16 protein-coding genes are annotated in these 16,914 nt (G+C 69.9%); 12 read left to right on the top strand and 4 right to left on the bottom strand.

Annotated elements, in window-relative coordinates; genetic code table 11:
- Positions 1-22 precede the first annotated feature (22 nt).
- The 4 genes from JW792_RS16715 to JW792_RS16730 are packed head-to-tail and all read left to right on the top strand — an operon-like array spanning position 23 to position 5,419.
- Positions 23-1,390 (top strand): MmgE/PrpD family protein, encoded by a 1,368-nt coding sequence (locus JW792_RS16715; protein WP_135994675.1) that lies wholly within the window; start codon positions 23-25, stop codon positions 1,388-1,390.
- Positions 1,387-2,742, top strand: a complete 1,356-nt coding sequence (locus tag JW792_RS16720) for an MmgE/PrpD family protein (protein WP_135994674.1) — start codon at positions 1,387-1,389, stop codon at positions 2,740-2,742. Before JW792_RS16715 ends, JW792_RS16720 begins: the two co-directional genes overlap by 4 nt.
- Positions 2,739-4,136, top strand: coding sequence for a phenylacetate--CoA ligase family protein (locus tag JW792_RS16725; RefSeq protein ID WP_135994673.1), 1,398 nt, complete (start codon positions 2,739-2,741; stop codon positions 4,134-4,136). Before JW792_RS16720 ends, JW792_RS16725 begins: the two co-directional genes overlap by 4 nt.
- The gene (locus tag JW792_RS16730) at positions 4,133-5,419 is read left to right on the top strand and encodes an amidase (protein WP_135994672.1); all 1,287 of its coding nucleotides are present in this window, start codon (positions 4,133-4,135) and stop codon (positions 5,417-5,419) included. Before JW792_RS16725 ends, JW792_RS16730 begins: the two co-directional genes overlap by 4 nt.
- A 52-nt stretch (positions 5,420-5,471) precedes the next feature.
- Here JW792_RS16730 and JW792_RS16735 read toward each other — a convergent pair whose 3' ends face one another.
- On the bottom strand, positions 5,472-6,512 hold the full coding sequence (locus JW792_RS16735; protein ID WP_135994671.1) for a nitrilase-related carbon-nitrogen hydrolase: 1,041 nt from the start codon (positions 6,510-6,512) through the stop codon (positions 5,472-5,474).
- 73 nt (positions 6,513-6,585) lie between these two features.
- On the opposite strand from JW792_RS16735, the gene JW792_RS16740 reads away from it, so the two are divergent.
- The 8 genes from JW792_RS16740 to JW792_RS16775 all read left to right on the top strand — a co-directional run bounded on the left by JW792_RS16740 (position 6,586) and on the right by JW792_RS16775 (position 14,375).
- The gene (locus tag JW792_RS16740) at positions 6,586-7,401 is read left to right on the top strand and encodes a GntR family transcriptional regulator (RefSeq protein ID WP_135994670.1); all 816 of its coding nucleotides are present in this window, start codon (positions 6,586-6,588) and stop codon (positions 7,399-7,401) included.
- A 67-nt stretch (positions 7,402-7,468) separates the two neighbouring features.
- Entirely contained in the window at positions 7,469-8,116 is a 648-nt protein-coding gene (locus JW792_RS16745; protein ID WP_135994669.1) for a hypothetical protein, read from the top strand.
- On the top strand, positions 8,113-9,687 hold the full coding sequence (locus JW792_RS16750; RefSeq protein WP_206340835.1) for an FAD-binding oxidoreductase: 1,575 nt from the start codon (positions 8,113-8,115) through the stop codon (positions 9,685-9,687). Before JW792_RS16745 ends, JW792_RS16750 begins: the two co-directional genes overlap by 4 nt.
- A complete protein-coding gene (locus tag JW792_RS16755) occupies positions 9,684-11,117 on the top strand; it encodes an aldehyde dehydrogenase family protein (protein ID WP_135994668.1) in 1,434 nt (477 codons plus the stop codon). Before JW792_RS16750 ends, JW792_RS16755 begins: the two co-directional genes overlap by 4 nt.
- Complete coding sequence (locus tag JW792_RS16760; protein ID WP_135994667.1) at positions 11,114-11,566, top strand: nuclear transport factor 2 family protein; 453 nt, start codon at positions 11,114-11,116, stop codon at positions 11,564-11,566. The genes JW792_RS16755 and JW792_RS16760 overlap by 4 nt, the downstream gene beginning before the upstream one ends.
- A gap of 126 nt (positions 11,567-11,692) precedes the next feature.
- Positions 11,693-12,985 carry a 3-isopropylmalate dehydratase large subunit gene (locus JW792_RS16765; RefSeq protein ID WP_135994666.1) on the top strand — a complete coding sequence of 431 codons (1,293 nt, stop codon included), beginning with the start codon at positions 11,693-11,695 and terminating at the stop codon, positions 12,983-12,985.
- An 11-nt stretch (positions 12,986-12,996) separates the two neighbouring features.
- The gene (locus JW792_RS16770; protein ID WP_192900960.1) at positions 12,997-13,497 is read left to right on the top strand and encodes a LeuD/DmdB family oxidoreductase small subunit; all 501 of its coding nucleotides are present in this window, start codon (positions 12,997-12,999) and stop codon (positions 13,495-13,497) included.
- On the top strand, positions 13,494-14,375 hold the full coding sequence (locus tag JW792_RS16775) for an isocitrate lyase/PEP mutase family protein (protein WP_135994664.1): 882 nt from the start codon (positions 13,494-13,496) through the stop codon (positions 14,373-14,375). Before JW792_RS16770 ends, JW792_RS16775 begins: the two co-directional genes overlap by 4 nt.
- Positions 14,376-14,389: 14 nt before the next feature.
- Here the strand turns inward: JW792_RS16775 and JW792_RS16780 are convergent, their stop codons facing one another.
- Genes JW792_RS16780 through JW792_RS16790 form a run of 3 tightly spaced genes read right to left on the bottom strand, consistent with a single transcriptional unit; the run spans position 14,390 to position 16,907 of the window.
- Positions 14,390-15,298 carry a polysaccharide deacetylase family protein gene (locus JW792_RS16780; RefSeq protein ID WP_135994663.1) on the bottom strand — a complete coding sequence of 303 codons (909 nt, stop codon included), beginning with the start codon at positions 15,296-15,298 and terminating at the stop codon, positions 14,390-14,392.
- On the bottom strand, positions 15,295-16,239 hold the full coding sequence (locus JW792_RS16785) for a polysaccharide deacetylase family protein (RefSeq protein WP_135995254.1): 945 nt from the start codon (positions 16,237-16,239) through the stop codon (positions 15,295-15,297). Before JW792_RS16785 ends, JW792_RS16780 begins: the two co-directional genes overlap by 4 nt.
- Positions 16,236-16,907, bottom strand: coding sequence for an isochorismatase family protein (locus JW792_RS16790; RefSeq protein ID WP_135995253.1), 672 nt, complete (start codon positions 16,905-16,907; stop codon positions 16,236-16,238). The genes JW792_RS16785 and JW792_RS16790 overlap by 4 nt, the downstream gene beginning before the upstream one ends.
- Positions 16,908-16,914: the final 7 nt, after the last annotated feature.

The raw sequence follows: 16,914 nt of genomic DNA on the forward strand, positions 1-16,914 counted from the left end.
GGCGTGATGCTACAAGCAAAATATGTCCGGACAAAGTTTCGCCCCCGTCACGCGCCGTCTCGCCGCGATCCTCGCCCGCCCGGTCTCGCACGGGGACAAGTCGCGCGCAGCCCGCGCTCTGCTCGACTGGACGGGCTGTGCGGTGGCCGGTGCGGCAAGCGCAGCAGGCCGCGCGGTGCGCGCGGCGCTGGCCGAGGAGGCGGCGGGGCCCTGCACGGTGATCGGCGGGGCGGGCCGCGCGCCGCTGGCCGCCTCGCTCGCCAACGGGGCGGTCGGCAACGTGCTGGAGATGGACGATGTCGACAAGCGGGCCATCCTGCATCCCGGGCCGACCGTTATCCCGGCCGCGTTCGCCCTGGCGCAAGCGAAAGATGCGAGTACGGACGAATTCCTCGCAGGGCTCGTGCGCGGATACGAGGCGGTGATCCGGCTCGGGCGCACGGTCGGGCCGGGCCACTACGCCTTCTGGCACAATACCGGCACGTGCGGGCCCGTCGGAGCGGCGGCGGCATGTGCCTCGCTGCTGGGGCTCGATGCGGAGCGGACCGCCCATGCCCTCGCCCTCGCCGCGACGCAGGCGAGCGGGTTCTGGCAGACCCGTCACGAGCCGGCCTCGATGGCGAAACAGCTCCACACCGCGCGTGCGGCCCATGCCGGACTGTTCGCGGCGCGGCTCGCGGCGGAAGGCTTCCAGGGACCGCTCACCGTCTTTGAGGGCGAGCAGGGCTTCTTCGCCGCGACCTGCCCCGGCGCCGAGGCCGAGGACGTGGTGGCGCAGCTGGACTCGGGCTGGAAGATCCACGAGGTGAGCGTCAAGCCCTGGCCGGCCTGCCGCCACGCCCATCCGGCGATCGACGCGGCACTGGCGCTGCGCGCGCAGGGCGTGCGGCCGCAGGACATCGACCGCATCGAACTGTCCACCTACGCGGACGCGGTTAAGTTCTGCGACCGTGTGAGGCCGCAAAGCGTGATCGAGGCGAAGTTCTCGCTGCAGCACTCGGTGGCGGTGGCCCTGATCGAGGGCCCGCCCCGTCTTTGCCATTTCGAGGCCGGAGCGTTCGAGCGAGAGGATGTCCGGGCCCTGGCCGCGAAGGTCCGCGTTCGGGCGGCGGAGCCTTGGGACGGCGCCTACCCCGCCCATTACGGGGCGGGGCTGAGGGCGGTGCTGGGCGGCGGGCGCGAGATCGCGCACCGCCAGCGCGACGCGCTCGGCGACCCGGAAAATCCGCTCCCGGAAGAGCGCCTGACGCAGAAGGCCGAGGCCCTGTGCGCGGCCGGCGGCATGGATGCGGCCGCCGCCGCGCGCCTGATCGCGGCGGCGCTGTCGCTCGGCGAGGGCGGGGCGCTCGATACCTATGCCGCGGCCCTGCCGCGCGAGGCGGCGTCATGAACCCGGCGGAACTCTTCGCCCGTCACGTCCTGTCGCTCGGCTGGGACGATCTGCCCGAAGCCGCGCAGGCGGCGGCCAGGCGCTTCTACCGCGACACGCTCGGCGTCGGGATCGCGGGATCGAAAGCCGCGTATGCGGACAAGGTGCTCGCCATCGCGCGCGGCTGGGGCACGGCGCAGGCGGTTCCGGCTGCCACCGTCTGGAACGGGCCGAAACTGCCCGCCGCCGCGGCGGCCTATGTGAACGGCTTCCAGATCCACGGCCAGGAATATGACTGCGTGCACGAGCGCGCGGTGGTCCATCCCTTCGCGGTGATCGGCGCGGCCCTGACCGCGGAAGCCGAGGCGCGCGGGGCCTCGGGCGCGGACCTGCTCGCGGCGATCGTGGGCGCGGTCGATGTCGCGGCCGGGATCGGGGTCGCGGTGACGAGCCCGATCCGCTTTTTCCGCCCGGCCAATGCCGGTCTGATCGGCGCGGCGTTCGGCATTGCGCGCCTTCGCGGCTTCGACGTGGACACGACGCTGGACGCGGCCGGCTACGCGCTCGCCCAGGCGGCCGGCACGATGCAGGCCCATGTCGAGGGAACCCCCGCACTCGCGGTCCAGATCGCGGCCGGCGCGCGCGCGGCGATCCTTGCCGCGGATCTCGCCGGGGCCGGGCTGCGCGGCCCGCACGACATGCTGGAAGGTCCGTATGGATACTTTCCCCTGTTCGAGGAGCGCTGGAATCTGGCCCCGGTGCTCGACAGCCTCGGGACGGTGTTCCGCATCACCGAGCTCAGCCACAAGCCCTGGCCGACGGGCCGGGCCGCCCAGGGCGGGATCGCGATGGCGCTCCAGCTGCGCGGGGACGGGCTCGAGGCGGGCGAGATCGAGCAGGTCACGCTCACCGCGCCCCCGCTCGTCGCCCGGCTCGTCGGGCGCCGTCCGGAGCCGGACATGGGCGTGGCCCATGCCCGGCTGTGCTTTGCCTACACCGGCGCGGTCGCGCTGCGGCGCGGGGCGGTACGGCTCGACGATTTCACGGCGCAGGCGCTGCGCGATCCCAGCACCCTGGCGCTCGCCGGCCGGATCGCGGTGGAGAGCGACGGGTCGCAGGACCCCGCCGCCTTCACTCCGCAGACGCTCACCGTTCGGCTGAAATCGGGCGCGGTGAAGCGGGCGCGCACCGAGGCGCTCTACGGCAGTCCCGCCAAATCGATGAGCCAGGCCGACGCCCGCGCCAAGCTCGAACACTGCCTCGATTTCGCCGGCGCGGCGGCGGGCGCGGACGCGCTGACGCGGGCAGTGGACGAACTCGATCGCCTACCGGATATCCGTACACTCACAGGGCTTCTGGGAGCAGACGCATGAGCGACGGCCACCGCACCTATTTCAACTCCGCCGACTGGGCCACGGTCGAGCGCGACTATCCGGTGGGCGAGGCCTTCACCCGCTTCGTCACGAGCGTCAGCCGAGACGAGCTGCGCGCGATGCAAGAGGCGCGCTTCCTCGAATGCGTGAAGCGTGCCTGGAAGACGCCCTTCTACCGGCGCCTGTGGGGCGAGGCGGGCGTGGAGCCCGGCGACATCAAGGGACTGGAGACGCTGTCCTCGCTGCCGAGCTTCGACAAGTCCGACATCATGGATTCCATCGCGCGCAATCCCCCGCTCGGCGACTTCTCGGCGATGGACAGCTATGGGGAGGGCGAGCGCCCGCCGGTGGTGATGCACACCACCTCGGGCACGACGGGCACGCCGCAGGTGCTGCTGTTCGGTGCGAAGTCGCGTGAGATCCAGAACCTGCTGCTCGGCCGGCTCTACCGCTTCCAGGGCCTGAGGCCCGACGACGTGGTCCATTCCGTCTACGGACACGGCATGATCAATGGCGGGCATTACGTGCGCGAGGCGGTGATCCACTGGACGAGCGCGCTCTTCATGTCGGCCGGCACCGGCGTGGAGACCCGCTCGGTGCGCCAGGTCGGCCTGATGAAGGATTTCGGCGCCACCGTGATCGTCGGCTTTGCCGATTACATCAAGAAGCTCGCCCGGGTCGCCGAGGAGGAGGGGATCGATCCGGTGAAGGACCTCAAGGTGCGCATGATCTCGGGTCATCTCGGGCGCGAGGACAAGGCCGCGCTGTCGAAGGCCTGGGGCGGGGCGGCCTGCTTCGACTGGTACGGTGTCGGCGATACGGGCGTCATCGCGGGCGAGGGCCCGGACCGCGACGGGCTCTACGTCATGGAGGATGCGCAGTATCTGGAAATTGCCGACATCGACACAGGAAGGCCGGTGGCGGACGGGGAGTCCGGGGACATGATCTGCACCTGTCTGTACAAGGACGATATCTACCCCATCATCCGCTTCAACACCCATGACGTGACGAAGGTGAAAACCGGCACCTCCTCCATCGGCGCGAAGTTCCGGCGCATCGAGGGCTTTCTCGGCCGCTCGGACAACATGGTGAAGATCCGCGGCATCAACATCTTCCCGCAGGCCGTCGGCCCGCTGCTCGACGAGGTGGAGGCCTTCACTGGCGAGTTCATCTGCAAGGCGGTGCGCGGCGAGAACGAGCGCGAGGACTTCGTCGTGATGGCCGAGACGAAGGACCGGGGCGAGGCGGTCTCGGCGCGCATGCGCGAGATCCTGAAGCGCCAGCTCGGCATCGAGGTCCGGGTGGAACTCGCGCCGCCGGGCGGGCTCGCCGACCTCACCCAGACCGAGGTGCGCCAGAAGCCGATCCGCCTCATCGACGAGCGCTTCAAGTGAGCCGGCCCGCCGACCCGGTCGAGACGTATGATCGCGCGATCGCGCGCATCGCGCGGTTCAACCCGGGGCTCAATGCCGTGCTGGAGGTGCGCGAGGCACGCACCGAGGCCGAGGCCAGCGCGAGGCGGGTGAAGGCGGGCGAGCCCCGCTCGCCGATCGACGGCCTGCCGGTCGCGGTCAAGGCCAATATCGCGCTTTCCGGCCTGGCCTGGCATGCCGGCATCGCGGCGTACCGGGACCGCATCGCGCAGCGCGACGCGGCCTGCGTGGCGCGACTGAAGGCCGCCGGCGCGGTGGTCTTCGCCACGCTCAACATGGAGGAGGGCGCGCTCGGCGCGGTCACCGACAACCCCCATTTCGGGCGCTGCCTCAATCCCTGGGGTGAGAACCTCACCCCCGGGGGCTCCTCGGGCGGCTCGGGGGCGGCGGTCGCGGCCGGGCTCGTGCCGGCGAGCCTGGGGACCGACACGATGGGCTCGGTGCGCATCCCGGCGGCCTATTGCGGCGTGGCCGGCCACAAGCCCTCGCGCGGCGCGGTCCCGCTCGAGGGCGTGATCGCGCTGTCCCGAACGCTCGACCATGTCGGACCGCTCGCGCGAAAGGCGAAGGAGGCGGCCGACGTGTTCGCGGTGCTGAGCGAGACGCCGCCCGCACGCGCGCCCGGGCTTTCCGGGCTGCTCATCGGGCGCTGGCGGGTGGAGGATCACGTCGCGGTCGATGGCGAAATCCTCGCCGCCTTCGAGGCGGCGCTGAAGGCGATGGAGAAGCGGGGCGCGCGCATCGTCGACATCTCGCTCGCCCGGTACGGCTTCGGGCAGAGCCGGCGCGCCGGCCTCCTGATCGCCGAGCGCGAAGGCGCGGCCATCCATGCCGAGGCGCTGGAGGCCGATCCGGAGGGCTTCTCGGAGGACTTCCGCAAGATGCTCGCCTGGGGCGCGCGCCAGAGCCCGGACCGCTACGAGGCGGCGCTGCTTGTGCTGAAGGCCGCGGCCGCCGACGCCGGGGCGGCGTTCGAGGCCTGCGACCTGCTCGCCGCGCCGACCGCCTGCGAGACGGCCTTCCCCTTCGGCAGCGAGGTGCCCGCGGGCCAGGCCGACATCACCGCCTTCGCCGACCTCGCCGGCATTCCCGCGACCAGCGTGCCGAGCGCGCTGTCCTCCGCCGGGCTGCCGATGGCGATCCAGTTCATGGCGCCGGCGGGCGAGGACGCGCGCGCGCTCGGCGCGGCGATGGCCTACGAGGACCTGCGGGGGGAATTTCCGGCGCCGGACGGATTTGAGTGAGGCTCGCCACCCCTAGCTCCCCCGCTCGCGGGGGAGGAGACTCAGCGCGGCCTCAGATCAGCCCCTTCTGCGCCAGCGTCTCGATCACCTTGGCCTGGCGGTCGCGGTAGAAGCTCTTCGCCGGGCTCGCGACCTGCCCCTCCTGCATCAGGGTTTCGGGCGGGTGCACGCGGGCCGCGGCGTAGACGCGTGCATAGAGTTCGGCGGGCTGGCGGGCGAGGAGATTGCCCATGCCGACCCGGCGGCGCATGCGGCGCACTAGCCCCGCATCGATCTCGCCATTGGCGCACATTGACGGCCCGCCGGCCGCCTCGGCGAGGATCACGCCCCTGGGATCGACGATCTTCGAGCCGCGGTCGGCGGAGTTCTGCGGGATCGGCGTGCCGGTCATGCCCGCGGTGTTGGCCGAGACCACATAGGCGAGATTCTCGATCGCGCGGGCCTGCTTGGCGATGTTCTTCGCGGTCGGTAGCGGACTGGCCACCTCGCTCGTGGGATGGACGAAGATCTCCGCGCCCCGGAAGGCGTGGGCGCGCGCGATCTCGGGATAGAGGATTTCCTCCGACGCGATCGCGGCGATGTGCCCGATCCCGGTGTCGGCCACGGGAAACAGCGCGTCCTCGCCATAGGCCTCGAGATAGCGCTCGAGCACGTCGTAGGGGCTCGGCGCGAACATGGAGATCAGGCGCCGGTAGCGCAGGATCGTGTCCCCGTTCGGCGCGATCAGGAAGCAGGCCTGGAAATACAGCTGCGGGAAATGGGGATCGGTCTCGTAGGCATTGCCGGCGAGGAAGATCTTCTGCGCTTGCGCGATCTTTCCGAGCGCCTCGTATTCGGGCCCGTCCGGATCGATGGCGGCCATGGCGCGCCATTCGTCCGCGCTCTCGCCCATGGGAAAGCCGGTGAGCACGTATTCGGGCAGCACGACGAGTTCGAGATCGGGGCCGACGAAGCCCTTCGAGCCGGCGATCTCTCGCCCGATCCTGTGGATGGCGCTATTCATGCGCGTCCGGGCATCCCCCGGGGACAGGCCGTTGATCGCCTCGCACAGCGTCTGCAGGGCAAGGGCGTGGCAGGGGCGGGGCTCACTCATGGTCTTGTCATCTCCGGCTGGCATGGCGGCGCGAATTCGCTAAAAGTCGGGGCGAAGAGGAGGCGAAGAGCGCATGAGCGAGACCGGGAAGACAAGCGAGCCGCCCCGCCTGGGGCCGGAGCTGATCGACGAATCCCTGCCCATGCCGCTCTACCATCAGATTTTCCTGGTGCTGCGCGACCGCATCCATTCGGGCGCCTACCCGACCGGATCGGTGCTGCCGGGCGAGCAGGAATTGTCGAAACTGCTCGACGTCTCGCGCATCACGGTCAAGCGGGCCCTGAACGAGCTCGCCGCGCACGGCTTCGTCACGCGCCATCGCGGGCGCGGCACGCTCGTGATGTACAATGCCGGCGCGCCGGTGGTGGAGGGACGCTTCGACACGCTGTTCGACGCTCTCCAGCGCATGGGGCTGGAGACCCAGGTCGAGCTGATCGACGTCGCCGACATTTCCGCCGACAGCGAGCTCGCCGCGGTGATGGGGCTCGACAGTGGCGAGAAGGTGCAGCGCGCCGTGCGCCTGCGCCGCCTGGAAGGGGATACCTTTTCCTATCTCCTCACCCACGTGCCGCTCGACATCGCGCGCCAGTACACGCGCGAGGAGCTGGCGAGCGAGCCGCTCCTGACGCTGCTGAAGCGCGCGGGTGCGGAGGCGGCCGAGGCCGACCAGACCATCACCGCCGCGGCCGCAGAGCCGCACGTGGCCAGCGTGCTGAAGGTCGCGCCGGGCTCGCCGCTGCTGAAGATCACCCGCATCATGCGCGACCGGCGCGGACGGGTTGTGCAGCACATCATCGCCTTCTACCGGCCCGAGCGCTTCCGCTATCACATGCGCCTCCTGCGCGATCCGGGCGAGGGGTCGGGCTGGACCGCGGTCGATCCGCGCTGAACCGCCGCGCCCGAAGGCTTCCCTCCGAAATGGCTTATTGTTATACCATTTCTACAGGGAGGCCCAAGTGCTCGAAACCACGCTGTTCACGTTCCTGCATCTCCTGGTCCTCGTCTACTGGCTGGGCGGTGATCTCGGCGCATTCTACGCCTCCTTCGTGCTGACCGACGAGGCGAGGCCGGCCGGCCAGCGGCTCGGCGCGGCGGTCGTGGTCAAGCATGTCGACATGGCCCCGCGCATGGCGCTGATCTTCGCCGCCCCGACCGGGCTCGCGCTCGCGGTGAGCCGGGGCTGGCTCGCGCTCGACTGGGGCTGGATCCTCGCCGCGTTCGCGCTCGCCGTGATCTGGGCGGGCATCGCCTGGCGCATCCATCTCGGCGCGGGACCGGCCTGGGCGAAGAGCGATCTCGCGATCCGCATCGGGCTGATGATCGCGCTGGCGCTTACGGGGCTCGCCGGGCTCGCGGCGCCGATCGACCTGCCGGGCTTCCTTTCGTGGAAGCTCCTGATCCTCGCCGCGGCGATCGCGCTCGGCCTCGCCGTGCGCCGGCTGCTGAAGCCGTTTTCCGCTGCCATGCCTGGGCTGGCATCGGGGGCTCCGAGCGAGGCCGACAATGCGGCGATCCGCGGCTCGCTGCGGCAGGTGAGACTCGCGGTGGTCGCCCTCTGGGGGCTCATCGTCGCGGCGGCGATCCTCGGGATATCGGCGTCGTGAAGGCGCTCACCGCAGAGCTCGCGCGTCTCGTCGGCGAGGACGGCGTCGTCACGGCACGCGAGGCGCGCGAGCATCACTCGCAGGATGTCTGGACGACGGGCGGGCTTGTCGATCTCGTCGTGCGCCCGAAGACGCAGGAGGCCGCCGCCGCGGCGCTCGCCGCCTGCGCAAGGGCGGGTGTGCCGGTCTATCCGCGCGGTGGCGGGATGAGCTACACGGCCGGCTATCTCGGCGAACGCGGGGGCGGGATGAGCCTCGACACGTCGCGCCTGACCCGCATCGTGGAGATCGACGAAACCGACCGCTTCGTGCGCGTGGAAGCGGGCTGCACCTGGGCGGCGCTGCACGAGGCGCTCAAGCCGAAGGGTCTCAGGACCCCCTTCTGGGGACCGCTCTCCGGGCTCGCCTCCACGATCGGCGGTGGGGTGTCGCAGAACAATGCCTTCTTCGGGGCGGGCACCCACGGCCCGACGGGGCAGAGCGTGCTCTCGGTCTCGGTCGCCCTCGCCGACGGCTCGATCCTGAGGACCGGAAGCGCCGGCCAGAGGGCGGGATCGGCCTTCTTCCGCCATGACGGGCCGGATCTGACCGGACTCTTCGTGGGCGATTGCGGCGCGCTTGGGGTGAAGCTCGAGATCACGCTAAGGCTCGTCGAGATGCCCGCACACGAGGCCTGGGGCAGTTTCAGCTTCGCCGCGCCCGACGCGATGGCGCACGCGGCGAGCGCGATGGCGCGCACCGGCCTTGCCTGCGAGATCTTCGGCTTCGACCCGGGCCTGACCGCGGTGCGCATGCAGCGCGCCTCCATCCTGAGCGATGCGAAGACCCTGGCGAAGGTCGTGACGGGTCAGAAGACTCTCCTGAAGGGCGCGGTGGAGGGCGCGCGGATGGCGCTCGCCGGCCGCAATTTCCTCTCCCAAGCCGACTTCAACCTGCATTTCGTCACCGAAGGCCATTCGAGGGTGGGCGTGGAGGACGCGCGCCGGCGCCTCGCCGCGATCTGCGAGCGCGAAGGCGGCAAGGCCGTCGAGCCGACCATCCCCAAGGTGATCCGCGCCAATCCCTTCACGCCGCTGAACACCATGATCGGGCCCAATGCGGAGCGCTGGGTGCCGGTGCATGGCATCGTGCCGCACTCGCAGGCGGTGGCCTGCTGGGCCGCGATCGAGGCGTATTTCGCCTCGCTGAAGGACCGGTTCGAGGCCGAGGGCGTGACCACCGGCACGCTGATCACGACGCTCGGCGAGACCGGCTTCCTCATCGAGCCGGTCTTCCTGTGGCCCGACGCGCTATTCGCCCTGCACGAGGAGAGTGTGGAGGCGAACTATCTGAAGAAGCTCGAGCGCCGGCCCGCGAATCCGGCCGCGACCGCGCTGGTCGGGGAGGCGCGCGCGGGCGTTGTCGACATCTTCACCCGCCATGGCGGAGTGCATTTCCAGATCGGGCGGACCTATCCGTTCGCGAAGACGCGTCGGCCGGAGACGCTCGCGCTCCTGAGATCGATCAAGGCCGCCCTCGATCCGGACGGCATCGTCAATCCCGGCGTTCTGGGGCTCGGAGGATCGTCGTGACGCAGCCGATCGAGGTCCGGAACCCGCGCACCGGCATGCCCGACTACCGCTTCACCCCGCCGACCGAGCGCGAACTCGACACACTCGCCACACGCCTGCGCGAGGGGCAGCGGGATTGGGCCGCGGCGGACGCTGCCCATCGCGGGCAGGTGCTGCAGGACTGGGCGGCGCGGATCGAGGCGCGCCGCGACGACCTCGCCGCGGCGCTGGAGGCCGACACCGGGCGGCGACGGCTCGCCCGGCTGGAGATCGACGGGGCCATCGCCTCGATCCGGGGCTGGGCGTCGCGCGCGGCCGCGCTGATGCCGCGCAGCGACTGGGTCGAGGGCCGCGCCAATCCGGCGATCCGCCATGCCGGCCAGTATCTGCCCTATCCTCTCGTCGGGGTGATCAGCCCATGGAATTTCCCGCTCACCCTGTCGCTGATCGATGCCATCCCCGCCCTCGCCGCCGGATGCGCGGTGCTGGTCAAGCCGAGCGAGGTGACGCCCCGCTTCGCCGAGCCCCTGAGCGCGACGATCGGCGAGGTTGCAGGCCTTGCCGGGGTGCTCGCGCTCGCCCCGGGCGTCGGCGAGACGGGGCAGGGCGTGATCGCGCGCGCCGATCTCGTCTGCTTCACCGGCTCGGTCGCGACGGGGCGGAAGGTCGCCGCGCAGGCGGCCCGGCGCCTGATCCCGGCTTTCCTGGAACTCGGCGGCAAGGACCCGCTCATCGTCACGAAGACCGCGCCCGTGGAGGCCGCCGTCACCGCCGCGCTGCGCGGTTCGGTGCTGTCGACCGGCCAGGCCTGCCAGTCGATTGAGCGCATCTATGTCGCGCGCGAGATCCACGATGCCTTCCTGGAGCGCCTCACGGATGAAGCCCGCAAGGTCCGGATCAACTGGCCCGACATCGCCAGCGGCGAGATCGGACCGATCATCTTCGAGGCCCAGGCCGAGACGATCCGGCGCCAGCTGGAGGACGCTGTGAAGAAGGGCGCGGAAGTCCTCACCGGCGGGACGGTCGAGCGCCATGGCGGCGGGCTGTGGCTGAAGCCGACCGTCCTCACCAATGTCGATCACTCCATGGCGATCATGACCGAGGAGACGTTCGGGCCCGTCCTTCCCGTCATGGCCTTCGAGACCGAGGACGAGGCCGTCGCGCTCGCCAACGACACCGAGTTCGGCCTGTCGGCCGGCGTCTTCGCGGGGACTCTTAAGGAAGCCGAGGTCATCGCCCGGCGCCTGCAGACCGGGGCGGTGTCGCTCAACGACGCCGCCCTGACCGCGGTCTTCTACGAGGCGGAGAAGCAGGCCTTCAAGGCGTCCGGGCTCGGACCCTCGCGCATGGGCGATGCCGGGCTGACGCGCTTCCTGCGCAGGAAGGCGCTGATCGCCAATACAGGCGCGCCCGCGCCGCTCTCCGCCTTCGCAGAGGAGGCCGGGTCGTGACACACGCGGCGGCGGGCGAACTCGATGCGCTGATGGCCGGCTACGCCCGGGCTTGGCACGGCAGCGATCCGGCGCAGCTCAGGCGCTTCTGGGACCGGGGCGCGGAGCCGGTCTATCTCGCCGAGGAGATCGAGGAGACCTTCATCGGCTGGGACGAGGTCGAGGCCTACTGGGCGGGCAATCGCGAGCTGCACGCGGGCGTGGACCTCGCGTTCTCGGGCTCGCGTTACGTGACGGTCGGGGAGGGCCTCGTTCTCGGGGTGCATCGCATGGACTGGTCGATCCGCTTCACCGACCGGCCCGCGATGGGAGGTGACAACCGGGTCGCCGCGCTGTTCCGGCATACCGGCGAGGGCTGGCGCCTTTCCGCCTGGATCGAGGCCCCGCTTGCCCCGATCGTGTATCTCAGGCGGCTCTACGAGGCGCGGGCCGGACGGCTTGGCGGATGACGGGCCGCGAGCCTGGGGTTGCAGGAGTCATGTTTCACAGGACGTGCATTCCATGAAATGCTATAAAGATATATCCTTTCATCCAAGGTCGGGACTTGTCGGGCCGGAACGGAGTTTTATGACGCGATGACGCGGCCGCGCACGCTGGTTGAGAAGATCATGGCCCGCGCCAGCGGAGGCGCGGACGTGCGTCCGGGCGACATCGTCACGGTGCAGGTCGATCTCGCCATGGCCCATGACAGCTCCGGGCCGCGGCGCTGGCGCGCGCGCCTGGAGGCGCTGGGCGCGCGGCTGTGGGATCCCGACAAGGTCGTGATCGTCTCCGATCACTACGTGCCGGCCGTCGATCCGGCGAGCGCGGAAATCCTGAAGACCACGCGCGAGTTCGCTCGCGATTACGGCGTGGAACGCTTCTACGACATGCGCGGCATCTGCCATGTCGTGCTGCCCGAGCACGGCCATCTCAAGCCGGGCATGTTCGTGGCCGGCGGGGATTCCCACACGACCAATGGTGGGGCGTTCGGCTGCTATGCGGCCGGGTTCGGCGCGACCGACATGACCGCGATCGTGGCCACGGGAAAGACCTGGACGGTCGTGCCCGAGACCATCCGGGTGGAGATCGCGGGCGAATTCCGGGAGGGCGTGGCGGCCAAGGACGTCATGCTCCTGCTCTGCCGCGAGCTCGGCATGGGCAATCATTTCAAGACGATCGAATATGGCGGGCCGGCAGTGCGCGCGATGGACATGGAAGCGCGCATGGTGCTCTCCAACATGGCCGCGGAACTCGGCGGGGATACCGGGCTCATCGAGCCGGACGAGACGACGCTGTCCCATATCCGCGCCCATGGCGGCGAGGTGGAGGACGAGGCGATCGCGCGCTGGCGCAGCGACGCGGGCTGCGGCTACGCGAAGGTGCACGCCGTGGACGCTTCCGCCCTGCAGCCCCAGGTGGCGGCGCCGCACAGCCCGGCGAACTCGGACGCGATCTCGAACGCGTCCGGCGAACGCATCGACCAGGCCTATATCGGCGCCTGCATCGGGGCGAAGCTCACCGACCTTCAGATGGCCGCGCGCGTGCTGGAGGGGCGCAAGGTCGCCAGGGGCGTGCGCCTGCTCGTCGCGCCGGCCTCGGCCAAGGTCACCCACGCCGCGGCCAGGGACGGCACGCTCGCCACGCTGACCGAGGCGGGCGCGGTGATCCTGCCCTCGGGATGCGGCGCGTGCGCCGGGCTCGGCGCCGGGCTGCTCGCCGAGGGGGAGGTGTGCATCTCCTCGACCAACCGCAATTTCCGTGGCCGGATGGGCCACAAGGACGCGCAGGTCTGGCTCGGCTCGCCCTTCACGGTGGCGGCCTCGGCGGTCACGGGAACGATCACCGATCCGCGCGAATTCCTCGGCGAACGCCGGAGGGCGGCATGAGCACACCGGACATCATACGAGGCCGGGCCTGGGTGTTCGGCGACCGGATCGACACCGACCTGCTCGCCCCCGGCCACGCCATGAAGAAGGGACCCGAGGCGCTCGCCATGCACTGCCTGGAGGCCGTCGACCCGGCTTTCGCCCGGGAAGTGGAACGCGGCGACATCGTGGTGGCGGGGGAGGATTTCGGCATTGGCTCGAGCCGGGAGCAGGCGGCGATCTCGCTGAAGCTGCTCGGGGTCTCGGCGGTGATCGCGAAGAGCTTCGCGCGCATCTTCTACCGCAACGCCATCAATATCGGCCTGCCCGCGATCCCGCTCGCCGAGGCCGGCGACATCGCGGCCGGCGACCGCCTGCTGGTCGACCTGTCGAAGGGCGAACTCGTCGACGAGACGACGGGTGAGGAATTCGCATTCCCGCCCCTGCCGGACCATCTCACCGCCATGATCGAGGCCGGCGGGCTGATGGCGCAGCTGAAAGCCCGATTCAACGCCCCGGAGGCGCAGCCATGACCAGCCTGAAGACACGCCTCGCCGAAGGCCCGGCCGTGCTCGCGCCCGGCGTGTACGACGCGCTTTCCGCCCTGCTCGTGGAGCAGGCGGGCTTCGAGGCGGCCTATCTCTCCGGCGCGTCCATCGCCTACACGCAGCTCGGCCGGCCCGACCTGGGCCTCGTCACCGCGAGCGAGGTCGCCGACGTGATCGCCCGCATCCGCGAACGCACCGGCATACCCCTCGTGGTCGATGCCGATACCGGTTTCGGCAATGCGCTCAACGTCCAGCGCACGGTGGAGATGTTCGAGCGCGCCGGGGCGAGCGCAATCCAGATCGAGGACCAGAACCTGCCCAAGCGCTGCGGGCATCTCGCCGGCAAGAGCCTCGTCTCACCGGAGGAGATGGCCGGCAAGGTGCGCGCCGCCGTCGACGCGCGCAAGAGCCGGGAAACCCTCATCATCGCCCGCACCGACGCCATCGCGGTGGAGGGTTTCGAGGCCGCGCTGGAGCGCGCCGAGGCGTATCTCGCCGCGGGGGCGGACATGCTGTTCGTCGAGGCTCCCAGGAGCGCGGAGGAACTCTCCGCCATCGCGCGCCGGTTCAAGTCGCGCGTGCCGCTGCTCGCCAACATGGTTGAGGGCGGTAGGACCCCGATGAGGACGCTCGACCAGCTCGACGCGCAGGGCTTCAGGTTCGTGATCACGCCAGGCGCCATGGTGCGCGCGCTCGCCTTCATGGCGCGCGAATTCCTCTCCGGGCTGAAGCAGACCGGCTCGACCGCCGGCTATCGCGAGCGCATGCTCGATTTCGACGGGCTGAACGCCCTGCTCGGGCTTCCGGAGATGAAGGAGAAGGGCGCACGCTACGACGCCGACCGAAAGGATGCGGCCGAGTAGGAGCGCGGAGTGTCCTAGAACGCCTTCACGATCTCGTCCGCCCGCGCGCACCACACCGCCTCGTCGCCGGCGAACTCGGCGAGCATGTTGACGAGCGAGCGCATGCGGAAGGGCTGGCCGGCGACGAAGGGGGTGAGCGTGAAGCCCAGTACCTGCGCGCCGTGGCGGTCGTGCTCGGTCTTGAGATAGTCCTTCGCTTCCAGGATCTGGTCGGTCCACAGATCCTCGGTCTGCTTTCTCTCGACGAGCAGCTTGAAATCGTCGAGCTCGTTGAGGAGCGGCAGGGCGGTGATCGGCCTGCCGCGCGTCCTCAGCGGCAGCGGCACCCCGTCGCTTTCCCAGTCGAGAAGCGCGGTGAACCCGGCCTCGGCGAGGAGGTCGGGCGTTGCAAAGCTCTCCTGGCGCGCCGGCGAGAGCCAGGTCGTGGGGTGGAAGCCGGCCGCGTCGAAGGCCTCGCGCACGTCTTCGATCATCGCGCGCTCCTCGCTTTCGGAGAGCCCGGCATGGTGGATCGCGTCGCCGTGTAGACCCGCGGCGGCGAGTTCGTGGCCGTCTCCCACGATCGCCTCGGCGAGCGGGCGGGCGCGGGTGAGCAGCGCCGCGCTTACCGGGAAGGTCGCCTTCAGCCCGGCGGATTTCAGCGCGTCGAGCAGGCGGAGCACCCCGACCCGGTTGCCGTAGTCGCGCGCGGTGAAGTGGCGAAGGTCCGGGAAGGGCGTGACCATGCCGTGGGGATGGCCGAAGGGGGTCTTGTGCGGATCGATCGGGTGGTACTCGCAGGGGATGACGATCATCGCCGCGACCTGGCGGGCGTTCTTCAGCCGGACCGGCGCGCGGTCCTTTGCGAGGCGCCAGTCATAGCGCCCGATGTCCTGGCCGTAGCCGCGCTTGTCGTATTCGAGATAGGCGGGAGGAAGGCTCATCGCTCGAACGCCTCGAATGCGGTGCCGCCGGTGGCGAGGCCCTTCTTTTCCAGATCGTCCTGCGTCGTATCCCAGTAATGCTCGCGCCAGTGGCCGGCGATGTCCTTCGCGGTCGCGAACCAGACTTCGTCATGGGCGGTGATGTGCTTGAGCGCCTCCTCGAACGGGCGCAGGCGGTGCGGCTGGGCGACGAGATAGGCATGCAGCGGGATGCACATCACCGTGCCCGAAGTCTCGCCCTCCTCCAGCAGCTGGTCGAACTGGCGCTTGAGGACGTCGCCATAGCGCCAGGGATCCATGGCGAGCTGGCCGTAGGTGATGACGTCGTTGACCTCGAGCGAATAGGGCATGGAGCACAGCCTGCCGGTCTTGGTCTTCACCCGCTGGGGCTGGTCGTCCTGGAACAGGTCGCACGTGTACCAGAAGCCATGCTCGGCGATGAGGTCGAGCGTGCGCGTCGTGTCCGTCAGCGCCGGGGCGAGATAGCCGCGGATGCGCTGGCCCGTGGCGGCCTCCACCGTGCGGATCGAATCCTCGATCACGGCGCGCTCCTGGTCCTCGCTCATCTCGTAGGAATAGCGCGTGTTGTAGATGCCGTGGCTGAAGAACTCCCAGCCGCGCTCATTGCAGGACTCGATGATCTCCGGGCAGTGGTCGCACATTGCGACATTGAGGCTGACCGAGCCCTTCAGGCCGTAGCGGTCCATCAGCTCCATCAGGCGCCAGTGGCCCACCCGGTTGCCGTAATCGCGCTGGGAATAGCCGGTGACGTCCGGGGCCGGGCGCGGCCAGCCGGGGCGCTTGGGATTCCTCGGCGGATCGAACTCGTAGAACTCGATGTTCGGCGCGATCCAGAAGGCGAGCTTCTTCCCTCCCGGCCATTCGATCTTCGGGCGGTCGCGGTAAGGATTGTAGTCGTAGAGATTGGGGTCGGAGATCATCCCTGATACCCGTCCAGCCACTCATGAACCTCCTTCACCTCCACCACGTCGGCGTATTTCAGCTGCAGGTCGGTGAGGTTGGCGTAGTGATAGCTTTCGTGCTTGTCGGCGACGCACTCCATGGGAACGATCGTGCGGTAGCCGTGGCTGAGCGCGTCGACGGCGGTGGCGCGCACGCAGCCGCTCGTCGAGCCGCCGGTGATCACCACCGTGTCGACCCGGTGCCAGACGAGGAAGCTCGCCAGCGGGGTCTCGAAGAAGGCCGAGGGCATACGCTTGGTGTAGACCGCGTCCACGGTCGCGTCGATCTCGACGCGGTCGTCGAATTCGTGGCGCGTCGAGCCGTACTTGATGTTCTGCAGGGAGTCCGGGGTGTCGGTGCGCGTGCCCCAGACCCCCGCATCGGCCGCATTCTCCATGTAGGCGACATGGGTCCAGACGACCGGAAGGCCCTTGGCCCGCGCCTTTGCCGAGATGGCGTTGATATGGTCGAGCTGGTCGGGATCGGTGACGTAGGCGGTCTTCGGGAACAGGTCGGGCCGCGTGTAGGCCTTCTGGGGATCGACATTGATCACGGCGAGCTTCTCGCCGAAGCCGAAGCGGGCGCGGGCCGGATTGGCGCGCACCTCCTCGAAGATCTCCCGCGCCGTCTTGTCGGAGCGGGTCATGGTCGGT

The sequence above is a fragment of the Marinicauda algicola genome, from assembly GCF_017161425.1.
Taxonomy (GTDB): Bacteria; Pseudomonadota; Alphaproteobacteria; order Caulobacterales; family Maricaulaceae; genus Marinicauda; species Marinicauda algicola.

Bases quoted from the DNA above. Each gene is read 5' to 3' on its own strand.
- JW792_RS16780 (WP_135994663.1), bottom strand. From the start codon at position 15,298: ATGAGCCTTCCTCCCGCCTATCTCGAATACGACAAGCGCGGCTACGGC.
- JW792_RS16790 (WP_135995253.1), bottom strand. From the start codon at position 16,907: ATGACCCGCTCCGACAAGACGGCGCGGGAGATCTTCGAGGAGGTGCGC.
- JW792_RS16740 (WP_135994670.1), top strand. From the start codon at position 6,586: ATGAGCGAGACCGGGAAGACAAGCGAGCCGCCCCGCCTGGGGCCGGAG.
- JW792_RS16785 (WP_135995254.1), bottom strand. From the start codon at position 16,239: ATGATCTCCGACCCCAATCTCTACGACTACAATCCTTACCGCGACCGC.
- JW792_RS16765 (WP_135994666.1), top strand. From the start codon at position 11,693: ATGACGCGGCCGCGCACGCTGGTTGAGAAGATCATGGCCCGCGCCAGC.
- JW792_RS16715 (WP_135994675.1), top strand. From the start codon at position 23: ATGTCCGGACAAAGTTTCGCCCCCGTCACGCGCCGTCTCGCCGCGATC.
- JW792_RS16735 (WP_135994671.1), bottom strand. From the start codon at position 6,512: ATGAGTGAGCCCCGCCCCTGCCACGCCCTTGCCCTGCAGACGCTGTGC.
- JW792_RS16725 (WP_135994673.1), top strand. From the start codon at position 2,739: ATGAGCGACGGCCACCGCACCTATTTCAACTCCGCCGACTGGGCCACG.
- JW792_RS16775 (WP_135994664.1), top strand. From the start codon at position 13,494: ATGACCAGCCTGAAGACACGCCTCGCCGAAGGCCCGGCCGTGCTCGCG.
- JW792_RS16720 (WP_135994674.1), top strand. From the start codon at position 1,387: ATGAACCCGGCGGAACTCTTCGCCCGTCACGTCCTGTCGCTCGGCTGG.